This is a genomic window from Taklimakanibacter albus (assembly GCF_016595235.1).
In the GTDB taxonomy this organism is placed as follows: Bacteria; Pseudomonadota; Alphaproteobacteria; order Rhizobiales; family Aestuariivirgaceae; genus Taklimakanibacter; species Taklimakanibacter albus.
This window is the reverse complement of record NZ_JAENHL010000006.1, coordinates 1350772-1372326: the sequence shown is the minus strand read 5'-3', so window position 1 is coordinate 1372326 and position 21555 is coordinate 1350772. Positions and strand designations below refer to the sequence as shown.

Here is a 21555-nt window from a genome sequence, read left to right as displayed (position 1 = left end):
TCGAGCTGATCACGCCGATCGCCATGGAGGAGAAGCTGCGCTTCGCCATCCGTGAAGGCGGCCGTACCGTCGGCGCCGGCGTCGTCGCCAAAATCGTAGAGTAAGAGAAGATGCAAACGAACAACATCCGCATCCGTCTCAAAGCGTTCGACCATCGTATCCTCGATACGTCGACGCGCGAGATCGTGAACACGGCGAAACGTACGGGCGCGCAGGTGCGCGGGCCCGTGCCGCTGCCGACCCGTATCGAGCGTTTCACGGTGAACCGCTCGCCGCATGTCGACAAGAAGAGCCGTGAGCAGTTCGAAATGCGGACGCACCGGCGTCTTCTGGATATCGTTGATTGGAATCCGCAGACGGTCGATGCGCTGATGAAGCTCGACCTGGCGGCGGGCGTTGATGTCGAGATCAAGCTCTGATCGAGCTTATTAGGAGTGAAGCGATGCGTTCTGGCCTCATCGCACAGAAATTGGGCATGACCCGCATTTACACGGATGAAGGCACGGTTGTGCCGGTCACCGTGCTGAAGGTGGATAATTGTCAAGTTGTGGCTCACAAGACACCTGAGAAGCATGGCTATAGCGCCCTGCAGCTCGGCGTGGGCACGCCCAAGATCAAGCGCCTCACGGCGGCTCAACGCGGTCACTTCGCCGCGCAGAAAGTCGAACCGAAGCGCAAAGTGCAGGAATTTCGTGTCAGCCCCGACAATGTGATCGCGGTGGGTGCTGAAATCACCGTCGACCACTTCGTCCCCGGCCAGTTCGTCGATGTGACGGGCACGTCGATGGGTAAGGGCTTTGCCGGCGGTATGAAACGCTGGAACTTTGCCGGCTTGCGCGCCACTCACGGCGTGTCGGTCAGCCACCGTTCCATCGGTTCCACCGGCAACCGCCAGGATCCGGGCAAGGTCTTCAAGAACAAGAAGATGCCTGGCCATCTCGGCGCCGAGCGTGTGACGACGCAGAACATCGAGGTCGTCAAGACCGACAAGGACCGCGGCCTGATCATGGTTCGCGGCTCCGTGCCGGGCGTCAAGGGCGGCTGGGTTTCGGTGCGCGACGCGATCAAGCGCAAGCTGCCGCAGCAGGCGCCTAAGCCCGGTGCGTTCAAGGCTCCGGCCCAACAGGCTCCCGCGGCTGAAGCCGCGGCTAAGGAATAAGGATGCCAGTCATGAAAGCCGACATCCAAACCATCGAGGCCAAGACGGCCGGATCGGTCGATCTCGCGGACCACATTTTCGGTCTCGAGCCGCGCGCCGACATCCTGCACCGCGTTGTCCAGTGGCAGCTCAACAAGCGCCAGGCCGGCACGCATCAGGCCAAGACCCGTGGCGAGATCAACCGCACCGGCAAGAAGTACGGCAACCAGAAGGGCGGCGGTGGCGCCCGTCACGGTTCGCGCCGGTCGGGTATCTTCATCGGCGGCGGCAAGGCCTTCGGCCCGCGCTCGCGCAGCCATGAGACCGATCTGCCGAAGAAGGTCCGTGCTCTCGGCCTTCGCCATGCGCTCTCGGCCAAGGTGAAGTCGTCCGAGCTCATCATTCTCGACAAGACGGAAGTAGCCGAAGCCAAGACGAAGGCGCTGAAGGCGGCCTTCGTGAAGCTCGGCCTCGACAACGCGCTGATCATCGACGGCGCCGAAGTGAACAAGGGCTTTGCCGCGGCGGCGCGCAACATACCGCATATCGACGTCCTGCCGGTTCAGGGCATCAATGTGTATGACGTTCTCCGCCACAAGAAGCTGGTCCTGACCAAGGCGGCCGTTGAAGCGCTGGAGGCGCGGTTCAAATGAGCAAAGAACATTATTTCGACGTCATCCGCGGCCCGGCGATCACTGAAAAGGGCACGCTGGTCTCGGAGAAGAACCAGGTCGTTTTCAATGTCGCCTCGACCGCGACCAAGCCGCAGATCAAGGCGGCCGTCGAAGGCCTGTTCGGCGTCAAGGTAAAGGCCGTGAATACGCTGGTGCGCAAGGGCAAGCTCAAGAATTTCAAGGGCAAAGCGGCGCGTCTCAGCGACGTGAAGAAAGCCTTCGTGACACTGGCCGACGGCCAGAAGCTCGATGTGACGACGGGTCTCTAAGGTTCAAGGATTGCTGAAACATGGCACTCAAAACATATAACCCGACCAGCGCCGGCCAGCGCCATAAGGTAATGGTCGACCGCAGCCACCTGTGGAAGGGCAAACCGGTCAAGATGTTGACCGAAGGCCTGACCAAGAGCGGCGGACGCGGCAATTCGGGCCGGATCACGTCGCGTCGCAAGGGCGGCGGCCACAAGCAGGCCTATCGTCTGGTCGACTTCCAGCGCAGCAAGATCGATGTCGCGGCGACCGTCGAGCGTCTCGAATATGATCCGAACCGCACGGCCTATATCGCGCTGATCAAGTATGCCGATGGCGAGCAGTCCTACATCCTGGCGCCGCAGCGCCTGGCGGTCGGCGACACGGTGATGTCCGGCACGTCAGCCGACGTGAAGCCCGGCAACACCATGCCGCTCTCGGCGATGCCGGTCGGCACGATCATCCACAATATCGAGACGAAGCCCGGCAAGGGCGGCCAGCTCGCGCGTGCCGCCGGCACCTATGCGATGCTCGCCGGCCGCGACCAGGGCTATGCGCTCCTGAAGCTCAAGTCGGGCGAAACCCGCATGGTGCGCGCCGAGTGCAAGGCGACCGTCGGTGCGGTTTCGAACCCCGATCACGTCAACGAGATCGTCGGCAAGGCCGGCCGCGCCCGCTGGAAGGGCGAGCGTCCGGTTTCGCGCGGCATCGCCCGCAACCCGGTCGACCATCCGAACGGCGGTCGTACCAATGGCGGTAAGCACTGGGCCACGCCCTGGGGCAAGCCGACCAAGGGCAAGAAGACCCGTAATAACAAGGCGACGCAGAAGCTTATTCTGCGCAGCCGTCATGCCAAGAAAGCTTAAGAGGTAGTCCGGTGTCACGCTCGCTATGGAAAGGCCCGTTCATCGACGGGTATCTCTTGAAGAAGGCGGATGCGGCGCGCTCGAGCGGCCGCAACGCTCCGGTCAAGACCTGGAGCCGTCGCTCGACCATTCTGCCGCAGTTCGTGGGCCTGACATTCCAGGTCCATAACGGCAACAAGTTCGTGCCCGTCCTGGTGTCGGAAGACATGGTCGGTCACAAGCTCGGCGAATTTGCGCCGACGCGCGTTTTCCACGGCCATAGCGTCTCCGACAAGAAGGCGGCGCCGGCAGGCAAGGATGCGAGGAAATGAGCAAGAAAGCCAGAAAGCGGTCTCTCGCCGATAACGAGGCGCGCTGCGTGACCTGCTCGATCCGAGTGTCGCCGCGCAAACTCAACGACGTCGCCGCATCGATCCGCGGCATGAAGGTCGACAAGGCGCTTGCCGAGCTCACCTTCTCGCGCCGTCGTATCGCCGGCACGATCAAGAAGACGCTCGAATCGGCGATCGCCAATGCCGAGAACAACCATGACCTCGACATCAATCAGCTGATCGTCGCCGAGGCCCATGTCGGCAAGAACCTGGTGATGAAGCGCTGGACGCCGCGTGCGCGCGGCCGTGTCGGTCACATCCACAAATTCTTCAGCCAGCTGACGATTGTCGTGCGTGAAGTGAAGGAGGCCGCATAATGGGTCAGAAAGTCAATCCGATCGGCTTCCGGCTCGGTATCAACCGGACCTGGGATTCGCGCTGGTTCGCCAAGGGCGCCGAATACGGCAAGCTGCTTCATGAAGACATGAAGATCCGCAGCTACCTGAAGGAGCAGCTCAAGCAGGCTGGTGTCTCCAAGGTGCTGATCGAGCGTCCGCACAAGAAGTGCCGCGTCACCATCTTCTCGGCGCGTCCGGGCGTGGTGATCGGCAAGAAGGGCGCCGATATCGAGAAGCTGCGCAAGAAGGTCGCCGAGATGACCGGCTCGGAAGTGCACCTCAACATCGTCGAAGTGCGCAAACCCGAGACCGATGCGACGCTGGTGGCCGAGAATATCGCCCAGCAGCTCGAGCGCCGCGTGGCGTTCCGCCGGGCCATGAAGCGCGCCGTTCAGTCGGCGCAACGCATGGGCGCGGAAGGCATCAAGATCACCTGCGCCGGCCGCCTCGGCGGCGCCGAGATCGCGCGCACCGAGTGGTACCGTGAAGGTCGCGTGCCGCTGCATACGCTGCGCGCCGATGTCGACTACGGCACCGCGACTGCCATCACCGCCTACGGCACCAACGGTGTCAAGGTGTGGATTTTCAAGGGCGAGATCCTCGAGCACGATCCGATGGCGCAGGACAAGCGCAATGCGGAGAGCCAAGAGGGTGCTGGCCAACGCCCGCGCCGCGAGCGCGAAGCGGCTTGAAGTTAAGGTAACAAACCATGCTGCAACCGAAACGTACTAAATTCCGCAAGGCCCATAAGGGCCGCATCCATGGCAAGGCGACGAGCTGCGCCAATCTGGATTTCGGCGCCTTCGGCCTCAAGGCCCAGGAGCCGGATCGGCTCACCGCGCGCCAGATCGAAGCGGCCCGCCGGGCCCTGACGCGCGGCATGAAGCGCGCCGGGCGCGTGTGGATCCGCGTCTTCCCGGACGTGCCGGTCTCCAAGAAGCCGGCCGAAGTGCGCATGGGTTCCGGCAAGGGTTCGACGGAATACTGGGCCTGCCGGGTCAAGCCGGGCCGGGTCCTGTTTGAGGTCGACGGCGTGAGCCGTCAGATTGCGGAAGAAGCGCTGTCGCTCGCGGCGGCCAAGCTTCCTATCAAGACGCGCTTCGTGGCGCGGCTTGGCGAGTGACGGAGTAGGGCCGATGAAAGCCACTGATGTAAAGCAAATGACCCCGGACCAGCTCAAGGATGAGCTGATCAAGCTGAAGAAGGAGCAGTTCAACCTGCGCTTCCAGAAAGCTACGGGCCAGATCGAGAACACCGCCCGCGTCCGTCAGATCCGTCGCGATATCGCGCGGATCAAGACGTCGCAGCAGCAGCGCGCCCAGAGCGCGGCGAAGTAACGGAGAAGATAGATGCCGAAACGCGTCCTTGAAGGCGTTGTGGTGAGCGACAAGAACGACAAGACCATCGTGGTCAAGGTCGAGCGGCGTCTGACCCATCCGGTTCTGAAGAAGACCGTGCGCCTGAGCAAGAAGTACCATGCACATGACGAGAAGAACACCGCCAAGATCGGCGATGTCGTGTGGATCGAAGAGACCAAGCCGCTGTCCAAGCAGAAGCGTTGGCTTCTGGTCGATAAGACGGCTGAGGCCAAAGGTTGAGTTTGGATCGATAGGGAAATTTAGGTCAGGGTCCGCCCCGGCCGGAGAAGACAGGTGAAGCCATGATCCAGCAAGAAACAAATCTCGATGTCGCCGACAATTCCGGCGCCAAGCGTGTCCAGTGCATCAAGGTGCTCGGCGGCTCGAAGCGGAAATATGCCTATGTCGGCGACGTGATCGTCGTTTCCGTCAAGGACGCCATTCCGCGCGGCCGCGTGAAGAAGGGCAACGTGATGAAGGCGATCGTCGTTCGTACCGCCAAGGACATCCGTCGCGCCGACGGTTCGGTCATCCGTTTCGACCGCAATGCCGCGGTGTTGATCAACGCTCAGGGTGAGCCGGTCGGCACCCGTATCTTCGGACCGGTGCCGCGCGAGCTGCGCGCCAAGAATCAGATGAAGATCATTTCGCTGGCACCGGAGGTGCTTTGATGGCGTTGAAACTCAAGATCCGCAAGGGCGACAAGGTCGTCGTCCGCGCCGGCCGTGACAAGGGCAAGGTCGGTGAAGTGCTGCGCGTCTACCCGGAAGACAATCGCGCTCTCGTCCAGGGCGTCAATGTGGTGCGCAAGCATCAGAAGCAGACCCCGGGCCAGGAGGGCGGCATCGTCTCGAAGGAGATGCCGATCCACATTTCGAACATCGCGCTGCGCGATCCCAAGGACGGCAAGCCGACCCGCGTCGGCTACAAGACCCTGAAGGATGGCAAGAAGGTGCGGTTCGCCAAGAGTTCCGGAGAAGTGATCGATGGCTGACACATATACGCCGCGGCTGCGCCAGCAGTATGACGAAGAGATCGTCAAGAAGCTGACCGAGCAGTTTAGCTACAAGAATCCGATGGAAGTGCCGAAGCTCGAGAAGATCGTGCTGAACATGGGCATCGGCGAAGCCACGGCCGATTCCAAGCTCGTGCAGGTCGCCGTCGCCGAGCTCGAGAAGATCGCCGGTCAGAAGGTCGTCATCACCAAGGCCCGCAAGGCCATCGCGACCTTCAAGATCCGCGAGAACCTCGCCATCGGCGCCAAGGTCACGCTGCGCAAGACGCGCATGTACGAATTCCTCGACCGGCTCATCACCATCGCGCTGCCGCGCGTGCGTGACTTCCGCGGCCTGTCGTCCACCAGCTTCGACGGCCATGGCAACTACGCCATGGGCATCAAGGAGCACATCATTTTCCCGGAGATCGATTACGACAGGATCGATCGCGTGTGGGGGCTCGATGTGATCGTCTGCACCACGGCCAAGACCGACGACGAGGCCCGTGCGCTGCTCGAAGCGTTTAACTTCCCGTTCCGCAAGTCTGCCCGTAGGCAGGCGGCGTAATGGTCACGATGAACTGAAGGTAGCCCCATGGCGAAGAAGAGCTCGGTTGAGAAGAACGAAAAGCGGCGCAAGATGGCGAAGAAGTTCGCTGCCCGGCGTGCGCGTCTCAAGGCGATCACCAAGAACCAGGCGCTTTCGATGGAAGAGCGTTTCGCAGCGCAGCTCAAGCTGGCCGTGCTGCCGCGCAATTCGGCGCCTAATCGCATCCGCAACCGCTGCGAGCTGACGGGGCGTCCGCGCGCTTATTATCGCAAGATGAAGATGTCGCGTATGGCTTTACGCGAGCTCGGCAACAAGGGCCTGATACCGGGCCTGGTCAAGTCGAGCTGGTAAGCGACGGACGGAAAAGGAGAACAGGCAAATGAGCTTTACCGATCCGATCGGCGACATGCTGGCACGTATCCGCAATGCGCAGGAGCGCGGCAAGTCGAAAGTGACGACGCCGGCGTCGAAGCTGCGCGAGCGCGTGCTCGGCGTCTTGCAGCAGGAAGGTTTCATCCGCGGCTTCGCCACCGTTCAGCACGATGGCGGCCACCCCGAGATCGAAATCGAACTCAAGTATTTCGACGGCGCACCGGTGATCCATGAGATCCAGCGTGTGTCGAAGCCGTCGCGCCGGGTCTATGCCTCGGTCGACAGCATTCCGACCGTTTTCAATGGGCTCGGGATCTCAATTCTTTCGACGCCGAAGGGCGTCATGTCGGATGCAGAAGCGCGGGCCCAGAATGTGGGCGGCGAAGTGCTCTGCACCGTATTCTGAGGACTGAACGATGTCGCGCATTGGCAAAAAACCTGTTCCGGTACCGACCGGCGTTACGGTCAACCTCTCGGGCCAGAATGTTTCGGTCAAAGGACCGAAGGGCGAGCTCAAATTCGTGCTGGTCGAGCATGTGCTGGCTAAGCTCGAGGATGGCAAGATCGCGGTCGATCCGCGCGACGAGACGAAGCTGGCGCGCTCCTGCTGGGGCATGTCGCGCACCATGATCTCGAACATGATCAAGGGTGTGACCCAGGGCTATTCCCGCTCGCTCGAGATCAACGGCGTCGGTTATCGCGCCGCCGTCCAGGGCAAGGTGCTGCAGCTCAATCTCGGCTACAGCCACGACGTGAACTACGCGATCCCGGAAGGCATCGAGATCAAGACGCCGAAGCCGACCGAGATCGTCATCACCGGTATCGACAAGCAGCGCGTCGGCCAGGTCGCCGCCGAGATTCGCGACTATCGCGGTCCCGAGCCCTATAAGGGCAAGGGCATCAAGTATTCAGACGAACGCATCTTCCGCAAGGAAGGCAAGAAGAAGTAACGGGTGTCATAATGTCGTCCAAGCTCGCAAAAATGGAATTCCGGCGGTCGCGGGTGCGCAAGGCGCTCAAGGCGGCCGGCAAGTTGAGGCCGCGCCTCTCGGTGTTCCGCTCGGCGAAGAACATCTATGCCCAGGTCATCGACGACCAGAAGGGCGTTACGCTCGCAGCCGCCTCGACCCTCGAAGAGGGTTTCAAGAAGGGTGGCAAGACCGGCGCCGACAAGTCGGCGGCGGAAGCGATCGGCAAGCTCGTCGCCGAACGTGCGGTGAAGGCCGGCGTCGAGAGCGTCGTCTTCGATCGTGGCGCCTATCTTTATCATGGCCGCGTCAAGGCGCTGGCCGAGGCGGCCCGCGAAGGCGGCCTCAAGTTCTAATTCGTTTCGAGGAAGGCAAGGATCATGGCACCAAGGGAACATGGCGGAGATCGCGGCAAGGATCGCGACGATCGCGATTCCGAGTTTCTCGACAAACTCGTGCATATCAACCGCGTCGCCAAGGTGGTGAAGGGCGGTAAGCGCTTCGGTTTCGCGGCCCTCGTGGTCGTCGGCGACCAGAAGGGCCGTGTCGGCTTCGGTCATGGCAAAGCCCGTGAAGTGCCGGAAGCGGTGCGCAAGGCGACCGAAAGCGCCAAGCGCGGTCTCGTCCGCGTGCCGCTGCGCGAAGGCCGCACGCTGCATCATGACGTCGATGGACGCTGGGGTGCCGGCAAAGTCGTGCTGCGCTCGGCGCCTCCCGGCACCGGCATCATCGCCGGCGGTCCGATGCGCGCCGTCTTCGAATCGCTCGGCATGCAGGACGTCGTCGCCAAGTCGAAGGGATCCTCGAACCCCTATAACATGGTGCGCGCCACATTCGACGCGCTGAAGAAGCAGGCGAGCCCGCGCGCCGTCGCGGCCCGCCGCGGCAAGAAAGTCAGCGATATTCTTTCCCGCCGTCGCGACCAGGATGCGACGGCCGAGTAATCAGGTGTGACCATGGCGAAAGCGAAGACAGACAAGACTGTTACGATCGAACAGATCTACAGCCCGGCGCGCCGTCCCGCCGACCAGCGTGCCACGCTGATCGGCCTCGGCCTCAACAAGCGCCATAAGCGCAGCACATTGCAGGATACGCCTGCGGTTCGCGGCATGATCGCCAAGGTCCAGCACCTTGTGCGCGTCGTCGAGTAAGGAATGGATGCGATGAGACTCAATCAGATTTCCGACAACGAGGGCGCCCGGCGCCCGCGCAAGCGGCTTGGCCGCGGTATCGGTTCGGGCCTCGGCAAGACCGCGGGCCGCGGCGGCAAGGGCCAGACGGCCCGTTCCGGCGGCGCCAAAGCGGGCTTCGAAGGCGGCCAGATGCCGATCTACCGGCGTCTGCCCAAGCGCGGCTTCAATGTGCCGTTCCCGGTCAAGTACAACGAGATCAATCTCGGCCGCATCCAGCAGGCTGTCGATGCCAAGAAGATCGACGTTTCGGCGCCGGTGACCCTCGACGTGCTGGTCAAGGCCGGCGTCGTGACGAAGGCCCAGGCAGGCCTGCGCCTGCTCGGCACGGGTGAACTCAAGGCGAAGCTCGCCTTCGAGGTGCATCACGCCTCCAAGGGCGCCATCGCCGCGGTCGAAAAAGCCGGCGGCAGCGTCAAGGTGCTGAAGTCGGCGAAGGTCGAGAACGAGCACGAGACGAAAGCCAAGGCGGCCAAGACCGCCAGGCTGGAAGCCCTGAGGGCCGCGCCGGCGGACGCCAAGGAAGCCAAGCCGGTCAAGGAAGCCAAGGCGCCGAAGCAGGAAGACAAGCCTGCCGCGAAAGCCAAAAAAGAAGAAAAGCCGGCTAAGGCGAAGTAAGGTTGCGGGCGCCGGCCCGGCACCCCATTTAGGGGATTTGGGGCGGGGCTTAAGGGAATCACATGGCATCGGCAGCTGAACAACTTGCAGCCAATATCAACTTCTCGGCCTTGGCCAAGGCCGAGGATCTCAAGAAGCGCATCTGGTTCACGCTCGGCGCCCTGATCATCTATCGCCTCGGCACCTACATCCCGATCCCTGGGGTCGACACGGTCGAGCTCGCCCGTTTCGCGGCGCAGAATTCCACCGGCATCCTGGGCTGGGTCAACGGCCTCGCCGGCGGCGCCTTGGGCCGCATGGCGATCTTCGCCCTCAACATCATGCCGTATATCTCGGCATCGATCATCATCCAGCTGATGACGACGGTCTCGCCGCAGCTCGAGCAGCTCAAGAAAGAGGGCGAGTCGGGCCGCAAGAAGATCAATCAATATACCCGCTACCTCACGGTGATCATCGCCGCGCTGCAGGCCTATGCGATCGGCGCCGGCCTCGAAGGGCAGGGCAGCATCGTGCTCGATCCGGGGCTGTTCTTCCGGGCGAGCACCGTGATCACGCTGACCGGCGGCACCATCTTCCTGATGTGGCTAGGCGAGCAGATCACCGCGCGCGGCATCGGCAACGGCACCTCGCTCATCATCTTCGCCGGCATCGTCGCCGGCCTGCCCTCGGGCCTCGCCGCGCTCCTCGAGCTCGGCCGTACCGGGCAGATGTCGGTGTTCCTGATTTTCGGCATCTTCCTCATGGCGCTCGCCGTGATCGCCTTCATCGTCTTCGTCGAGCGCGCCCAGCGGCGCCTCCTGATCCAGTATCCGAAGCGCCAGGTCGGCATGAAGATCACGCAGGGCGACAGCTCGCATCTGCCGCTGAAGCTCAACACCTCGGGCGTCATCCCGCCGATCTTCGCGTCCTCGCTGCTGCTGCTGCCGATCACGGTCGCCAACTTCACGCAGGGGCAGGGACCTGACTGGCTGAACCGCATTACGGCCCTTCTGGGCCACGGCCAGCCGCTGTTCCTCACGCTTTACGCGCTGCTGATCATCTTCTTCGCCTTCTTCTACACGTCGATCATGTTCAACCCGAAGGACACGGCCGACAATCTGAAGAAATATGGCGGCTTCATCCCAGGCATCCGGCCGGGTGAGCGCACGGCGGAATATATCGACTATGTGCTGACCCGCATCACCGTGCTCGGCGCTCTCTATCTGACCATCGTCTGCTTGCTGCCTGAGTTTCTGATCGGCTATGCGGCCATGCCGTTCTATTTCGGCGGCACCTCGCTCCTCATCGTGGTGAGCGTGACCATGGACACGGTCGCCCAGGTGCAGGGCCATCTCCTGGCCCAGCAATATGAGGGCCTGGTCAAGAAGGCGAAGCTCAGGGGAGCGCGCCGGTGAATTTGATACTGCTCGGACCGCCTGGCGCCGGCAAAGGCACCCAGGCGAAGCTGCTGGAAGACAAAAAAGGCTTCAAGCAGCTCTCGACCGGCGACATGCTGAGAGGCGCCGTCGCCGCCGGCACGGAAATGGGCCGCAAGGCTAAAGAGGTGATGGACAAGGGGCAGCTCGTCTCCGATGACATCGTCATCTCGATCATCTCGGAGCGCCTGGATCAGCCCGACGTCAAGAAGGGCTTCATCCTGGACGGTTTTCCGCGCAATACGGCCCAGGCCGAGGCGCTCGACCGGATGCTCGAGGAAAAGGGGCTCAAGCTCGACGCCGTCATCGAAATGAAAGTCGATGACGAGGAGCTCGTGAAGCGGATTGCCGGGCGCTACACCTGCGCCAAATGCGGTAAGGGCTATCACGACGCGTTCGAGAAGCCGAAGGTCGCGGGAGTTTGCGATGTCTGCGGGTCGACCGAATTCGTTCGGCGCGCCGACGACAATGAGAAGACGGTCCGTGACCGTCTGGTGGTCTACAACAAGCAGACCGCCCCGCTGGTCGACTATTACGGCCGGACCGGGGTGCTGCATAAGGTAAACGGTATGGCGGATATCGGTGTCGTTACCCGCCAGATCGAGGATGTGCTGGGACGAGCGTGACGGTCGGGTGTGGCATCTAATGCGGTTGACGCGACAGCGATTCAGCCTTAGATACCCGCCATAAGACCGACATGAAGGCTGGCTTCAGGAGGGTTACCCCTCTGGAGGCACGGCCTTGTGCCATTTAGGCGCCCGGTACCGCGTTTCGAGTATTGACGGAGACTTTGGGCGTAAGCCCTTGTAAGGCTTAGGAGAAAATAAAGTGGCCCGCATCGCAGGCGTTAACATTCCGACCAATAAGCGCGTTGAAATCGCCCTTCGCTATATCCATGGCATCGGCCCCGTCAATGCGAAGGTGATCTGTAAGCAGGTCGCCATCCCGACTTCCAAGCGCGTCAATGAGCTTTCGGACGCCGAAGTGCTGCAGATCCGCGAGATCATCGACCGCGACTACGTGGTCGAAGGCGATCTTCGTCGTGAAGTGTCGATGAACATCAAGCGTCTGATGGATCTCGGCACCTATCGGGGCCTGCGCCACCGCAAGGGCCTGCCGGTCCGCGGCCAGCGCACCCACACCAATGCCCGCACGCGCAAAGGCCCGGCCAAGGCCATCGCCGGCAAGAAGAAGTAAGAGAGAGCCCCCATGTCCAAAGAGCCAGCTCGTCCGCGCCGCAAAGAGCGCAAGAACATCACCTCCGGCGTCGTGCATGTGAATGCGTCGTTCAACAACACGATGATCACCATCACCGACGTCCAGGGCAACACGATCTCCTGGGCCTCGGCCGGCAAGCTCGGCTTCAAGGGCTCGCGCAAGTCGACGCCTTACGCCGCCCAGGTCGCCGCCGAACAGGCCGGCAAATCGGCCATGGAGCACGGCATGAAGACCGTCGAAGTGGAAGTCAGCGGTCCGGGCTCGGGCCGTGAATCGGCACTCCGGGCGCTGCAGTCCTGCGGCCTCCAGGTCACCGCCATCCGCGACGTGACGCCGATCCCGCACAATGGCTGCCGGCCGCCGAAGCGCCGCCGCGTCTGACGAGATTTTCCGGAAGCGGCGATCCGCTTCCCCAGCACAGTGAATATGCGACCTGAAAGCCGGTCCGCCGGCGCCAAGGTTCTGAACAGGATGAAACCATGCACGTGAATCAAAAGAACTGGCAGGAACTCATCCGTCCGAGCAAGCTCGAAGTCTCGGCCGGGCGTGAGCGCAAGCGGGTGGCGACGCTGGTCGCCGAGCCGCTCGAGCGCGGCTTCGGCACGACGCTCGGCAATGCGCTGCGCCGCGTGCTTCTGTCCTCGCTGCAGGGCGCGGCGGTGAGCTCGGTGCAGATCGACGGCGTCCTGCACGAGTTCTCCTCGATCGCGGGCGTGCGTGAGGATGTCACCGACATCGTCATCAACATCAAGGAAATCGCGCTGGCCATGCATGCGGAGGGCCCCAAGCGGCTCGTTCTGCGCAAGGAAGGCCCGGGCGTGGTCAAGGCCGGCGACATCCAGCAGACCGCCGATGTGCAGATCCTCAACCCCGAGCATGTCATCTGCACGCTCGACGAGGGCGCGGAAGTGCGCATGGAGTTCACCATCAATAACGGCAAGGGCTATGTGCCCTCCGAGCGCAACCGTCCCGAGGACGCGCCGATCGGCCTCATCCCGGTCGACAGCATCTACAGCCCGGTCCGCCGCGTCTCCTACAAGATCGAGAACACCCGCGAGGGCCAGATCCTCGATTATGACAAGCTGATCATGACGGTCGAGACCAACGGCTCGATGAGCCCCGAGGACGCGGTCGCCTATGCGGCACGCATCCTGCAGGACCAGCTCTCGGTCTTCATCAATTTCGACGAACCTTCGAAGGTGGTCCACGAGGACACCCGTCCGGAGCTCGAATTCAACGCCGCTCTTCTCAAGAAGGTCGACGAGCTCGAGCTTTCGGTGCGCTCGGCCAACTGCCTGAAGAACGACAACATCGTCTATATCGGCGACCTGATCCAGAAGAGCGAGGCGGAGATGCTCCGCACCCCGAACTTCGGCCGCAAGTCGCTGAACGAGATCAAGGAAGTGCTCGCGCAGATGGGGCTCCATCTCGGCATGGAAGTGCCGAACTGGCCGCCCGAGAACATCGACGAGCTCGCCAAGAAATACGAAACGCATTACTGAGATTTTTGAGGAGACGTCATCATGCGTCACGGATTTGCCGGCCGCCGCTTCAACCGCTCGGCCTCGCACAGGAAGTCGATGCTCGCCAATCTGGCGATGTCGCTGATCAAGCATGAGCAGATCGTCACCACGCTGCCCAAGGCGAAGGACCTGCGTCCGATCGTCGAGAAGCTGGTGACGCTCGGCAAGAAGGGCGATCTCGCGGCCCGCCGCCAGGCCATCGCCCAGATCGGCGACGAGACCCAGGTCAAGAAGCTCTTCGACGTGCTGGCCAAGCGCTATGCCGAGCGCAAGGGCGGCTATACCCGCGTGCTCAAGGCTGGCTTCCGCTATGGCGACTCGGCGCCGCGCGCGGTGATCGAATTCGTCGATCGCGACGTGAACGCCAAGGGCCTCGATTCGGGTCCGACCATGAAGACCGGCGAAGAAGCGAGCGAAAGCGCCGCCGCCTGATATTCCGGCATCACCTGCCGAGGGAATAGAGAGCGGGCTCACGGGCCCGCTTTTTTATTGGGCGGGCAGGCTTGCGAGACGCTCGTCCAGGGCCTGGCTATAGCGGCCGAAATCGAACTTCCTGGCTGTCTGATAGTGTGTGCGGGCCAATTCCATGTTGCCGCGTGCTTTTTCGGCATCTCCGCGATACATGAGCAGCCCGGCTTGATTGTACATGTTCAGCTTTGCAGCCTGATCAAATTGCGCCAAGGCCTTGTCCGGGTTGCCTTGCGCGAGATCGACGCGACCGATGAGAAACGGGCCGATGCCCACCGATTTGTCGAGATCACGCGCCCGCTCGGCATCTTTCCGAGCCGCCTTGAACTTCTTCAGGAGGAGCCGCGCTGTGGCGCGACAGGAATAGGCATCCAAAGTCTCGGCGAGCGTCAGGGCCTTGCCGCACTCGGCTTCGCCCTGTGCGGCCTCACCATTTTCGACGAATGCCCAGCCCAGGCGTGCGACTGCGTAGGGCGACTTCGGCTTCAGAGTCGCGGACTGCCGCGCGTCGTCGAGTGCGGCTTTCATCTTCCCGGCATTGAAATTCAGAAAGGCACGCATCCGCCAACCTTGTTCGGGATCAATTTTCTCCTGGATTGCCCGATCCATCTCAGCGAGAGCCGCGTCGGTTCGCCCGAGAAACTGCAGGGTCATTGCCCGTTCGATCATGGCCCACATGTTCGAGCGATTGCGCACCAGCAGACGATCTGCATCGGCGAGCGATCCCTCATAGTCACCGAGCCAGCGTCTTGCCTGGGTACGGATCAGATATGGCCAATCATATTGCTGATCAATCGTGATTGCACTGTCGGCGTCGGCGGACGCGCCCTTCCAGTCGGCGAGAGCGAGGCGGGCATGAGCGCGCGCTTCGAGAAATGAAATATCGGGAGTAGTTGTGCTCTCGATTGCACTCAGCTCGAGCAGGGCCTTCTCTGGCTGCTTTTCGTTGATCAAGAGCCAAGCCTTCTGAAGGCGAGCGGAGGTAAAGTTGGGATCGAGCGACAAAGCCTGGTCGAGATCGCGGCCGGCCTTCTCGCGGTCGCCGCTCCGAATATAACTTTCGGCGCGATTGGCCCAGACCACCGCGTCTGTCTTGTTCAATTTCAAGGATTGACGGAAGTCAGCAATAGCTAGGCCGTAGTCGGCGAGGGCATGATGGATGAGGCCGCGTTCGTTGTAATACGCCGCATTGGCTGGAGCCTTTTTGATCGCCTCGTCATAATCGAAAAGTGCGACTTTGTAGCTTCCCTGCATATACTGGGCCCAGCCGCGTTTGGCGCGGAACTCCGCCGTGTCTTCGCCCTTCGCCAGGGCGGTGGTGAAGCTGAAGACCGCATCGGCATATTTTCCGGCCTCCATCTGGCCGTCACCAAGCTTGATCCACTGGGCGCGGTCGGTTTCGCCTGCAAAGGAACCGTTGGCTAGGAGCAGCACTGCAAGTGCAGCGCAGAACGACAAGAAACCTCTGCCGATTTTGGTCATGGTTTTCCCCTGTCCATCCGGTTTGGCAAAACTGTTCAATTATTGCAACGGTCACACCACGGTACGGCGACCCCGGACGGGTAGGGCGAAGCAAATTGGCACTTGATTGCATACCTACTAGTTGGTATGTTTCTGCCTCAACTCGGGGAGGAAATGATGATTTCGCAGAAGCCGGCACGCGTCAGCCTGGAGAATGTCAATCATCCTGGGAAGGTCACCAGCGCCGACGCGAGAATGTATGAGGCCATGAAGCGCGCCGTCCTGAAGAGCCTGCCGAAAACATCACCCGGCATGACGGTCGCCGAACTGGAGGACCGGGTGCTGGCGCATCTGCCTGACGACCTCTATCCGGGCGGCGCCAAAGCGGGCTGGTGGACCAAAGCGGTGCAGCTCGATCTCGAAGCCAAACACATCATCGCGCGCGTGAAAACTACGCCGCTACGCCTGCATAAGGTCTGACGCGGCTTCGCCGGGCCCCGTTCTTTCACTGGGCGGGCAGGGCGGTCAGGCGTTCGGCCAGTTCCGATCGATAACGGCCCAGATCGCGCTTCTTCGCTTCGAGATAATCGAGGCGGGCCTGGTCGAGATTGCCGAGTGCGCGCGCGGCATCACCGCGGAACATGAAGACACCGGAGCTGTCATAGGTTTCCAGGCTCAGGGCCTCGTTGAAACGTTCGATGGCGCCGCGCGCGTTGCCCTGGGCGAGCTCGATGCGGCCCATGGCGATCTGGCTGTTGGACGACGCGTTGTTCAGGGCTAACGAGCGCTTGATGTCCGCCGCGGCGGGGCCGTGCTGTCCGAGAATGAGATAGGCGAGCGCGCGGCAACGCCATGTAAGAGCGGTTTCGGCCAAGCCGAGCGCCCGATTGCATTGCGCCAGAGCGGCAGCGCCATCGCCCCTCTCCGCCAGCATGCGGCCCAGGGCCACGGCGGAATCGGGGGAGGTCGGCGCCAGTGCGGCCGACTGCCTCGCATCGGCGAGCGCCGCGTCGAGCCGGCCCCAGGTCAGGTGGAAGTAGCTGCGCACCTCAAGCGCATAAGCACGATCCGGTGCTGTCTGAACGAGAAGCTCTATGTCGGCGATGGCGGTCTCCGGCCGGTCGCTCACCAGAAGGGCGAAGGCGCGTGTCACCAGCGCATTGCTGTTGGTCGGTTGGCCGGCGAGCGCCAAAGTGGCATCGGCGATGGCGCCTTGCTGGTCGCCGAGCTCGTAGCGGGCATCGGCGCGTATCTGATAAAGCCAGGGCGCGCGGCTGCCGGCCGCCACGGCCTGGTCGGCATTGGCGATCACCGACCGCCACTCGTTCAGATTCGCATGGGCCTGCGCGCGCGCTTCGAAGATCTGGATGTCGAAATTGGTCGGTGCGACGAAAGCCCCGAGTTCGGACAAGGCATTAGCCGGTTGGCGCTGATCGATGAAGAACTAGGCCTTTTCGAGCCGCGCCGGGGCATATTTGGGATCGAGTGAAATGGCGAGATCGAGGTCGGCCTGCGCTTTCTCCCATTGGCCGAGGCGCGAAAGGCTTGCCGACCTGTTGGTCAGGATGACGGCGTTTTTGGAGGAGAGCTCAATCGATTGGTCGAAGTCGGCGAGGGCGGCGGGATAGTCGCCGAGCGCGTGATGAACCAGGCCGCGTTCATTGAGATTGTCAAAATGCTTCGGGTCCTTGGCAAGCGCCGCGTCGAAATCCTTCAGCGCCTCTTCGAAGCTGCCGAGCTGATAGCGGGCCCAGCCGCGATTACCGAGAATCTCGGCCGTGTCGGCCCCGAGCGCCAGCGCGGCCCCATAGTTGCGCTCCGCTTCGGCATAGTCCTTCATCTCGAGGCGCGCATCGGCGAGATTGGCCCAGAAGATCCCGATCTTATCGTCCATGCCGATTGCCGCGCGAAAGTCATCGGCCGCGTCCTTGAAACGACCGAGCGTGTATCGCGCCACGCCGCGCTCGTTCCAGTCGAGCGCAGTCGCCTGTCCGGTCGCGATCAGCGCGTCGAGATGGCCGAGCACCTCGTCATACCGGCCGGCCTCCTTGGCGAGTGTGGCGAGGCGCAAATAGGCGCCGGTCCGCATGTCGAGAGTGGACATATTGGAGGCGAGGACGCGCCGGCAGGCCGGTCCTGCGTCATTCTCCTTGCCGTCGGTGCAGATGAGGCTATCGACGAAAGCCTTCGGCAGTCCCGCATAGCGCCAGGCAGCCGTGGCCAAGCCCAAGGCGACGACGGCCATCGCGCTCCACACCCAGATCCAGGCGATCTTCTCGCCGCGTGTCATGGCTTTCCCCCGTTAACCGAACCGGTTTCGCAAAACTGTTCAATCTTTGCAACGGCCGTGCCAGGGGGCAGGGGCGGCCAGGGCCCTGGAATCGAAAAGCGGACCAGAGGCCCGCTTTTCTCGCTTTTGCAGCGTCGGGCCGTTATGGGCGGATCGCCCGGGCCGTCGCGCAAAACCTGTCCCATATGTCCTGCACAGTTGCGCCGGAACGCAGACGGCGTTATGCAGCCAAGTGACGGTTTTGCCGTCGATCTGACCAGTTTTTACGGCAAGGTGACGGCGCGTGACATTCACCCAGAAGGACGAGGATCTGCTGGCCCTGCTGCGCCTCAATGCGCGCGAGCCGGTCGCCTCGCTGGCCCGCAAGCTCAAACTTTCCCGTACGACAGTTCAAGATCGAATCAAGCGGCTCGAGGAGCAGGGCGTCATCGCCGGCTATGCGGTCAAGCTCGCCAGCGCGGTCGACAAAGGGGGCATTCGCGCCTATGTGACCATAGCGGTGGAGCCGCGCCGGCAAGTGGATGTCGGACGGGCTCTGAGCAAGCTGCCGCAGATCGAAGCCCTGCACACGGTGGCCGGCAAGTTCGATCTGGTGGCGCTGGCGCGCACCGCGACCGCCGAGGACATGGACCGCATGCTCGACGGCGTCGGTCTTATTCCGGGCGTAACGCGGACAGAATCTGCCATTATCCTGTCGACCAAGGTCGATCGGCGTTAGGACTTGAGGAATGAAGTCGAATATTCTTGTTGCCCTGCTACTCACGATTGTCGCGGCTTTGCCGGCGGCGGCCGAGCAGACTGTTCCGCAGACGCGCAGCGATATCCAGCTGACCTTCGCGCCGGTGGTCAAGGAGACCTCGCCGGCGGTCGTCAACGTCTATGCCCGCCGCCTCGTCTCGCAGCAGCGCGACCAGGGCCTGTTCGCCGATCCGTTCTTCCGGCGCTTCTTCGGCGGCGACGGGGCGTTCGGGGCGCCGCGCGAGCGGGTGCAGAATTCTCTCGGCTCCGGCGTGATCGTCGACGGCAAGGGCCTCATCGTCACCAACAACCACGTCATCCTGGGCGGCAACGACATCCGCGTGGTGCTGGCCGACCGGCGCGAATTCGAAGCCAAACTGCTCGTCGCCGATGAGCGCACCGATCTCGCGGTGCTCAAGATCGATCCGCAAGGCGAGGATCTGCCGGCGCTCGCCATGGGCGATTCCGACAATCTCGAAGTCGGCGACCTGGTGCTCGCCATCGGCAATCCCTTCGGCGTCGGCCAGACCGTGACGAGCGGCATCGTCTCGGCCCTGGCGCGCACCCAGGTCGGCATCACCGACTATCAGTTCTTCATCCAGACCGACGCGGCGATCAATCCGGGCAATTCCGGCGGCGCGCTCGTCGATCTCAAGGGCAATCTCATCGGCATCAACACGGCGATCTTCTCGCGTTCGGGCGGCTCGATCGGCATCGGTTTCGCCATCCCCGCCAACATGGTCAAGACCGTCGTGCAGTCGGCCGAGACGGGCGGACGCATCCAGCGGCCCTGGATCGGCGCCGAGATGCAGGATGTGACCGCCGAGATTGCCGACTCACTGGGCTTCGCGCGGCCGGAAGGCGCCCTCATCGCCGGACTCCACCCCAAGAGCCCGCTCGCCATTGCCGGCCTCAAGCGCGGCGATGTCGTTCTCGGCATCGACGGCAAGGCGGTCGAGAACGCCAAGGAATTGACCTACCGCGTGGCGACCGCACAGATCGGCTCCTCGGCCATCGTGGAATATCAGCGTGGCAGCGACCGGCGCGAGACGCGTATCAAATTGATCGCGGCGCCGGAAACCACGGCGCGCGATGAGACGCTGATGGATGGCAACACGCCTTTCTCGGGCCTCGTCGTCGCCAATCTGTCGCCGGCGGTCGCTGACGAACTTGGCCTGCCGTCAGGCTCGACCGGTGTCGTGGCCTCCGACGTGAAGGGCGGGCCGGCCAAGCGCATCTTCCGCAAAGGCGACGTCATCCTGGAAGTGAACGGGGTGATCATCGACAATGTCGACACGCTGAGTTCGGCAGTGAAAACGGGCGACGGCTTCTGGCAGTTCGCGGTCAATCGCGGCGGCCGCGTCATCCGCATGCAGCTCGGCGGATAGTTCAGCAGCACCAGATGGCCAATCTCTTCCAGGCGGCCGGATTGGACAAGGAGGCGCCGCGGCCTTTGGCCGATCGTCTCAGGCCGCAGAAGCTTTCCGACGTCGTCGGCCAGGAACATATCACCGGACCTGAAGGCGTGCTCACCCGGATGATCGCGGCAGGACGTGTCCCCTCGGTCATCTTCTGGGGCCCACCCGGCACCGGCAAGACCACCATCGCCCGGCTGCTCGCCGGCGCCACCGGCCTCGTCTTCGAGCAGATGTCGGCGATCTTTTCGGGCGTCGCCGATCTCAAGAAAGCTTTCGAGATGGCGCGGTCGCGCCGCGATCAGGGCCGCGGCACGCTGCTCTTCGTCGACGAGATCCACCGCTTCAACCGCTCGCAGCAGGACAGCTTCCTGCCGGTGATGGAGGACGGCACCATCACGCTGGTCGGCGCCACGACCGAAAACCCGTCCTTCGAATTGAATGGCGCGCTTCTTTCACGCGCCCAGGTGCTGGTGCTCAACCGGCTCGACGGCGAGGCGTTGAGCAAGCTCATCGCGCGGGCGGAGCTGCATGAGAAACGGGCTCTGCCCCTCAATGAAGAGGCGCGCGAAGTGCTGGCCGGGCTCGCCGATGGCGACGGCCGTTATCTGCTCAACCTGGTCGAGGACATCTTCGCGACGGTGCCCGACGGCGGCGTGCCGCTCGATGCCGCCAGGCTCGCCGAGGTCGTTCAGAAGCGCGTGCCGCTCTACGACAAGTCGCAGGACGGGCATTACAATCTGATCTCGGCGCTCCACAAGACGGTGCGCGGCTCCGATCCCGATGCGGCGCTTTATTATCTCGCCCGCATGCTGACCGCCGGCGAGGACCCGCTCTATATCATCCGGCGCATGGTGCGCATGGCGGTCGAGGATATCGGCCTTGCCGATCCACAGGCACTGCAACAGGCGCTCGCCGCGAAAGAGGCCTATGACTTCCTCGGCAGCCCGGAAGGCGAGCTCGCGATGGCGCAGGCCGTCATCTATCTCGCCACCGCACCCAAATCCAATGCCGGTTATGTCGCCTACAAGGCGGCGATGAAGCGGGCCAAGGAGACGGGCTCGCTGTCGCCGCCCAAGATCATCCTCAATGCGCCGACCAAGCTCATGAAGGAGCAGGAATATGGCTCCGGCTACCAGTATGACCATGATGAGCCCGATGCCTTTTCGGGCCAGAATTATTTCCCCGAGCAGATGAAACGCGAGCGTTATTACGATCCGCCGGAGCGCGGCTTCGAGCGCGAGCTTCGCAAGCGGCTCGATTACTGGTCGAAGCTCCGGCGCGATCGGGGCGAAAGCTAGACCCGCTTGACGCGGGGCCGCGCTCGCCGTTCAAATGAGGA

The 21555-nt window shown here is 62.7% G+C and carries 34 protein-coding genes and 1 pseudogene; 32 read left to right on the top strand and 3 right to left on the bottom strand.

The window, feature by feature from the left end:
- From JHL16_RS35230 to rplQ, 28 genes and pseudogenes are all read left to right on the top strand, one after another.
- Window positions 1–104 (top strand): EF-Tu C-terminal domain-related protein (locus JHL16_RS35230; RefSeq protein WP_200183715.1); only part of this gene is annotated, 104 nt, incomplete at its 5' end.
- Window positions 105–110: 6 nt separating this feature from the next.
- Window positions 111–419 carry a 30S ribosomal protein S10 gene (gene rpsJ, locus JHL16_RS11495; protein ID WP_119268728.1) on the top strand — a complete coding sequence of 103 codons (309 nt, stop codon included), beginning with the start codon at window positions 111–113 and terminating at the stop codon, window positions 417–419.
- A 23-nt stretch (window positions 420–442) separates the two neighbouring features.
- Complete coding sequence (gene rplC, locus JHL16_RS11490) at window positions 443–1159, top strand: 50S ribosomal protein L3 (RefSeq protein ID WP_200184934.1); 717 nt, start codon at window positions 443–445, stop codon at window positions 1157–1159.
- 11 nt (window positions 1160–1170) lie between these two features.
- Window positions 1171–1791, top strand: a complete 621-nt coding sequence (gene rplD / locus JHL16_RS11485) for a 50S ribosomal protein L4 (RefSeq protein ID WP_200184933.1) — start codon at window positions 1171–1173, stop codon at window positions 1789–1791.
- A complete protein-coding gene (locus tag JHL16_RS11480) occupies window positions 1788–2081 on the top strand; it encodes a 50S ribosomal protein L23 (RefSeq protein ID WP_137857877.1) in 294 nt (97 codons plus the stop codon). Before rplD ends, JHL16_RS11480 begins: the two co-directional genes overlap by 4 nt.
- 20 nt (window positions 2082–2101) lie before the next feature.
- A complete protein-coding gene (rplB, locus tag JHL16_RS11475; protein ID WP_137857876.1) occupies window positions 2102–2926 on the top strand; it encodes a 50S ribosomal protein L2 in 825 nt (274 codons plus the stop codon).
- Window positions 2927–2937: 11 nt separating this feature from the next.
- A complete protein-coding gene (gene rpsS, locus JHL16_RS11470; RefSeq protein ID WP_200184932.1) occupies window positions 2938–3237 on the top strand; it encodes a 30S ribosomal protein S19 in 300 nt (99 codons plus the stop codon).
- Window positions 3234–3614: a 50S ribosomal protein L22 gene (gene rplV / locus JHL16_RS11465; protein ID WP_200184931.1), complete on the top strand. Its 381-nt coding sequence runs from the start codon at window positions 3234–3236 to the stop codon at window positions 3612–3614. The genes rpsS and rplV overlap by 4 nt, the downstream gene beginning before the upstream one ends.
- The gene (gene rpsC, locus JHL16_RS11460; protein WP_137857873.1) at window positions 3614–4327 is read left to right on the top strand and encodes a 30S ribosomal protein S3; all 714 of its coding nucleotides are present in this window, start codon (window positions 3614–3616) and stop codon (window positions 4325–4327) included. The genes rplV and rpsC overlap by 1 nt, the downstream gene beginning before the upstream one ends.
- Before the next feature lie 17 nt (window positions 4328–4344).
- Window positions 4345–4758: a 50S ribosomal protein L16 gene (gene rplP, locus JHL16_RS11455; protein ID WP_137857872.1), complete on the top strand. Its 414-nt coding sequence runs from the start codon at window positions 4345–4347 to the stop codon at window positions 4756–4758.
- 13 nt (window positions 4759–4771) lie between these two features.
- A complete protein-coding gene (gene rpmC, locus JHL16_RS11450) occupies window positions 4772–4972 on the top strand; it encodes a 50S ribosomal protein L29 (RefSeq protein ID WP_200184930.1) in 201 nt (66 codons plus the stop codon).
- A 12-nt stretch (window positions 4973–4984) separates the two neighbouring features.
- Window positions 4985–5233, top strand: a complete 249-nt coding sequence (rpsQ, locus tag JHL16_RS11445; RefSeq protein WP_200184929.1) for a 30S ribosomal protein S17 — start codon at window positions 4985–4987, stop codon at window positions 5231–5233.
- 62 nt (window positions 5234–5295) lie between these two features.
- Window positions 5296–5664 carry a 50S ribosomal protein L14 gene (gene rplN / locus JHL16_RS11440; RefSeq protein WP_137857869.1) on the top strand — a complete coding sequence of 123 codons (369 nt, stop codon included), beginning with the start codon at window positions 5296–5298 and terminating at the stop codon, window positions 5662–5664.
- On the top strand, window positions 5664–5987 hold the full coding sequence (gene rplX / locus JHL16_RS11435) for a 50S ribosomal protein L24 (RefSeq protein ID WP_137857868.1): 324 nt from the start codon (window positions 5664–5666) through the stop codon (window positions 5985–5987). The genes rplN and rplX overlap by 1 nt, the downstream gene beginning before the upstream one ends.
- Entirely contained in the window at window positions 5980–6555 is a 576-nt protein-coding gene (gene rplE, locus JHL16_RS11430; protein WP_200184928.1) for a 50S ribosomal protein L5, read from the top strand. Before rplX ends, rplE begins: the two co-directional genes overlap by 8 nt.
- Before the next feature lie 27 nt (window positions 6556–6582).
- Window positions 6583–6888: a 30S ribosomal protein S14 gene (gene rpsN, locus JHL16_RS11425; RefSeq protein ID WP_137857866.1), complete on the top strand. Its 306-nt coding sequence runs from the start codon at window positions 6583–6585 to the stop codon at window positions 6886–6888.
- A 28-nt stretch (window positions 6889–6916) separates the two neighbouring features.
- On the top strand, window positions 6917–7315 hold the full coding sequence (rpsH, locus tag JHL16_RS11420; protein ID WP_137857865.1) for a 30S ribosomal protein S8: 399 nt from the start codon (window positions 6917–6919) through the stop codon (window positions 7313–7315).
- Window positions 7316–7325: 10 nt separating this feature from the next.
- Window positions 7326–7859, top strand: a complete 534-nt coding sequence (gene rplF / locus JHL16_RS11415) for a 50S ribosomal protein L6 (RefSeq protein ID WP_200184927.1) — start codon at window positions 7326–7328, stop codon at window positions 7857–7859.
- Between the two features lie 11 nt (window positions 7860–7870).
- A complete protein-coding gene (gene rplR / locus JHL16_RS11410; RefSeq protein ID WP_137857863.1) occupies window positions 7871–8233 on the top strand; it encodes a 50S ribosomal protein L18 in 363 nt (120 codons plus the stop codon).
- 24 nt (window positions 8234–8257) lie between these two features.
- Window positions 8258–8821, top strand: coding sequence for a 30S ribosomal protein S5 (rpsE, locus tag JHL16_RS11405; protein WP_137857862.1), 564 nt, complete (start codon window positions 8258–8260; stop codon window positions 8819–8821).
- Window positions 8822–8833: 12 nt separating this feature from the next.
- Entirely contained in the window at window positions 8834–9028 is a 195-nt protein-coding gene (gene rpmD / locus JHL16_RS11400; protein ID WP_137857861.1) for a 50S ribosomal protein L30, read from the top strand.
- Between the two features lie 12 nt (window positions 9029–9040).
- Window positions 9041–9517, top strand: a pseudogene (gene rplO, locus JHL16_RS11395) (50S ribosomal protein L15); the annotation flags it as partial.
- A 230-nt stretch (window positions 9518–9747) separates the two neighbouring features.
- Window positions 9748–11079, top strand: a complete 1332-nt coding sequence (secY, locus tag JHL16_RS11390) for a preprotein translocase subunit SecY (protein ID WP_200184925.1) — start codon at window positions 9748–9750, stop codon at window positions 11077–11079.
- Window positions 11076–11726: an adenylate kinase gene (locus JHL16_RS11385; RefSeq protein WP_200184924.1), complete on the top strand. Its 651-nt coding sequence runs from the start codon at window positions 11076–11078 to the stop codon at window positions 11724–11726. Before secY ends, JHL16_RS11385 begins: the two co-directional genes overlap by 4 nt.
- Window positions 11727–11928: 202 nt before the next feature.
- Entirely contained in the window at window positions 11929–12297 is a 369-nt protein-coding gene (gene rpsM / locus JHL16_RS11380) for a 30S ribosomal protein S13 (RefSeq protein WP_137857857.1), read from the top strand.
- A 12-nt stretch (window positions 12298–12309) separates the two neighbouring features.
- Window positions 12310–12699 carry a 30S ribosomal protein S11 gene (rpsK, locus tag JHL16_RS11375; RefSeq protein WP_119392447.1) on the top strand — a complete coding sequence of 130 codons (390 nt, stop codon included), beginning with the start codon at window positions 12310–12312 and terminating at the stop codon, window positions 12697–12699.
- Window positions 12700–12797: 98 nt separating this feature from the next.
- Window positions 12798–13820: a DNA-directed RNA polymerase subunit alpha gene (locus tag JHL16_RS11370; protein WP_137857856.1), complete on the top strand. Its 1023-nt coding sequence runs from the start codon at window positions 12798–12800 to the stop codon at window positions 13818–13820.
- 21 nt (window positions 13821–13841) lie between these two features.
- Complete coding sequence (rplQ, locus tag JHL16_RS11365; RefSeq protein ID WP_200184923.1) at window positions 13842–14273, top strand: 50S ribosomal protein L17; 432 nt, start codon at window positions 13842–13844, stop codon at window positions 14271–14273.
- A 54-nt stretch (window positions 14274–14327) separates the two neighbouring features.
- On the opposite strand, the gene JHL16_RS11360 is transcribed toward rplQ, so the two are convergent.
- Window positions 14328–15791, bottom strand: a complete 1464-nt coding sequence (locus tag JHL16_RS11360; RefSeq protein ID WP_200184922.1) for a tetratricopeptide repeat protein — start codon at window positions 15789–15791, stop codon at window positions 14328–14330.
- 153 nt (window positions 15792–15944) lie between these two features.
- On the opposite strand from JHL16_RS11360, the gene JHL16_RS11355 reads away from it, so the two are divergent.
- Window positions 15945–16250 carry a DUF6958 family protein gene (locus tag JHL16_RS11355; RefSeq protein ID WP_246770859.1) on the top strand — a complete coding sequence of 102 codons (306 nt, stop codon included), beginning with the start codon at window positions 15945–15947 and terminating at the stop codon, window positions 16248–16250.
- A 25-nt stretch (window positions 16251–16275) separates the two neighbouring features.
- Here JHL16_RS11355 and JHL16_RS11350 read toward each other — a convergent pair whose 3' ends face one another.
- Together JHL16_RS11350 and JHL16_RS11345 are read right to left on the bottom strand one after the other, a co-directional pair.
- Window positions 16276–17181 carry a tetratricopeptide repeat protein gene (locus tag JHL16_RS11350; RefSeq protein ID WP_200184921.1) on the bottom strand — a complete coding sequence of 302 codons (906 nt, stop codon included), beginning with the start codon at window positions 17179–17181 and terminating at the stop codon, window positions 16276–16278.
- Between the two features lie 33 nt (window positions 17182–17214).
- Entirely contained in the window at window positions 17215–18060 is an 846-nt protein-coding gene (locus tag JHL16_RS11345; RefSeq protein ID WP_200184920.1) for a tetratricopeptide repeat protein, read from the bottom strand.
- Between the two features lie 283 nt (window positions 18061–18343).
- Here JHL16_RS11345 and JHL16_RS11340 point away from each other — a divergent pair, with 283 nt between their 5' ends.
- The 3 genes from JHL16_RS11340 to JHL16_RS11330 are packed head-to-tail and all read left to right on the top strand — an operon-like array spanning window position 18344 to window position 21514.
- Window positions 18344–18778: an Lrp/AsnC ligand binding domain-containing protein gene (locus JHL16_RS11340; protein ID WP_137857852.1), complete on the top strand. Its 435-nt coding sequence runs from the start codon at window positions 18344–18346 to the stop codon at window positions 18776–18778.
- A gap of 10 nt (window positions 18779–18788) precedes the next feature.
- On the top strand, window positions 18789–20186 hold the full coding sequence (locus JHL16_RS11335) for a DegQ family serine endoprotease (RefSeq protein WP_200184919.1): 1398 nt from the start codon (window positions 18789–18791) through the stop codon (window positions 20184–20186).
- A 14-nt stretch (window positions 20187–20200) separates the two neighbouring features.
- A complete protein-coding gene (locus JHL16_RS11330; protein WP_200184918.1) occupies window positions 20201–21514 on the top strand; it encodes a replication-associated recombination protein A in 1314 nt (437 codons plus the stop codon).
- The last annotated feature ends 41 nt before the right edge of the window (window positions 21515–21555 follow it).

Excerpts from the sequence above, each read along its gene's own strand:
- rpsJ (WP_119268728.1), top strand. The coding sequence starts at position 111 with ATGCAAACGAACAACATCCGCATCCGTCTCAAAGCGTTCGACCATCGT.
- rplC (WP_200184934.1), top strand. The coding sequence starts at position 443 with ATGCGTTCTGGCCTCATCGCACAGAAATTGGGCATGACCCGCATTTAC.
- rplD (WP_200184933.1), top strand. The coding sequence starts at position 1,171 with ATGAAAGCCGACATCCAAACCATCGAGGCCAAGACGGCCGGATCGGTC.
- JHL16_RS11480 (WP_137857877.1), top strand. The coding sequence starts at position 1,788 with ATGAGCAAAGAACATTATTTCGACGTCATCCGCGGCCCGGCGATCACT.
- rplB (WP_137857876.1), top strand. The coding sequence starts at position 2,102 with ATGGCACTCAAAACATATAACCCGACCAGCGCCGGCCAGCGCCATAAG.
- rplV (WP_200184931.1), top strand. The coding sequence starts at position 3,234 with ATGAGCAAGAAAGCCAGAAAGCGGTCTCTCGCCGATAACGAGGCGCGC.
- rpsC (WP_137857873.1), top strand. The coding sequence starts at position 3,614 with ATGGGTCAGAAAGTCAATCCGATCGGCTTCCGGCTCGGTATCAACCGG.
- rplP (WP_137857872.1), top strand. The coding sequence starts at position 4,345 with ATGCTGCAACCGAAACGTACTAAATTCCGCAAGGCCCATAAGGGCCGC.
- rpmC (WP_200184930.1), top strand. The coding sequence starts at position 4,772 with ATGAAAGCCACTGATGTAAAGCAAATGACCCCGGACCAGCTCAAGGAT.
- rpsQ (WP_200184929.1), top strand. The coding sequence starts at position 4,985 with ATGCCGAAACGCGTCCTTGAAGGCGTTGTGGTGAGCGACAAGAACGAC.
- rplN (WP_137857869.1), top strand. The coding sequence starts at position 5,296 with ATGATCCAGCAAGAAACAAATCTCGATGTCGCCGACAATTCCGGCGCC.
- rplX (WP_137857868.1), top strand. The coding sequence starts at position 5,664 with ATGGCGTTGAAACTCAAGATCCGCAAGGGCGACAAGGTCGTCGTCCGC.
- rplE (WP_200184928.1), top strand. The coding sequence starts at position 5,980 with ATGGCTGACACATATACGCCGCGGCTGCGCCAGCAGTATGACGAAGAG.
- rpsN (WP_137857866.1), top strand. The coding sequence starts at position 6,583 with ATGGCGAAGAAGAGCTCGGTTGAGAAGAACGAAAAGCGGCGCAAGATG.
- rpsH (WP_137857865.1), top strand. The coding sequence starts at position 6,917 with ATGAGCTTTACCGATCCGATCGGCGACATGCTGGCACGTATCCGCAAT.
- rplF (WP_200184927.1), top strand. The coding sequence starts at position 7,326 with ATGTCGCGCATTGGCAAAAAACCTGTTCCGGTACCGACCGGCGTTACG.
- rplR (WP_137857863.1), top strand. The coding sequence starts at position 7,871 with ATGTCGTCCAAGCTCGCAAAAATGGAATTCCGGCGGTCGCGGGTGCGC.
- rpsE (WP_137857862.1), top strand. The coding sequence starts at position 8,258 with ATGGCACCAAGGGAACATGGCGGAGATCGCGGCAAGGATCGCGACGAT.
- rpmD (WP_137857861.1), top strand. The coding sequence starts at position 8,834 with ATGGCGAAAGCGAAGACAGACAAGACTGTTACGATCGAACAGATCTAC.
- secY (WP_200184925.1), top strand. The coding sequence starts at position 9,748 with ATGGCATCGGCAGCTGAACAACTTGCAGCCAATATCAACTTCTCGGCC.
- rpsK (WP_119392447.1), top strand. The coding sequence starts at position 12,310 with ATGTCCAAAGAGCCAGCTCGTCCGCGCCGCAAAGAGCGCAAGAACATC.
- JHL16_RS11370 (WP_137857856.1), top strand. The coding sequence starts at position 12,798 with ATGCACGTGAATCAAAAGAACTGGCAGGAACTCATCCGTCCGAGCAAG.
- rplQ (WP_200184923.1), top strand. The coding sequence starts at position 13,842 with ATGCGTCACGGATTTGCCGGCCGCCGCTTCAACCGCTCGGCCTCGCAC.
- JHL16_RS11360 (WP_200184922.1), bottom strand. The coding sequence starts at position 15,791 with ATGACCAAAATCGGCAGAGGTTTCTTGTCGTTCTGCGCTGCACTTGCA.
- JHL16_RS11355 (WP_246770859.1), top strand. The coding sequence starts at position 15,945 with ATGATGATTTCGCAGAAGCCGGCACGCGTCAGCCTGGAGAATGTCAAT.
- JHL16_RS11345 (WP_200184920.1), bottom strand. The coding sequence starts at position 18,060 with ATGACACGCGGCGAGAAGATCGCCTGGATCTGGGTGTGGAGCGCGATG.
- JHL16_RS11335 (WP_200184919.1), top strand. The coding sequence starts at position 18,789 with ATGAAGTCGAATATTCTTGTTGCCCTGCTACTCACGATTGTCGCGGCT.
- JHL16_RS11330 (WP_200184918.1), top strand. The coding sequence starts at position 20,201 with ATGGCCAATCTCTTCCAGGCGGCCGGATTGGACAAGGAGGCGCCGCGG.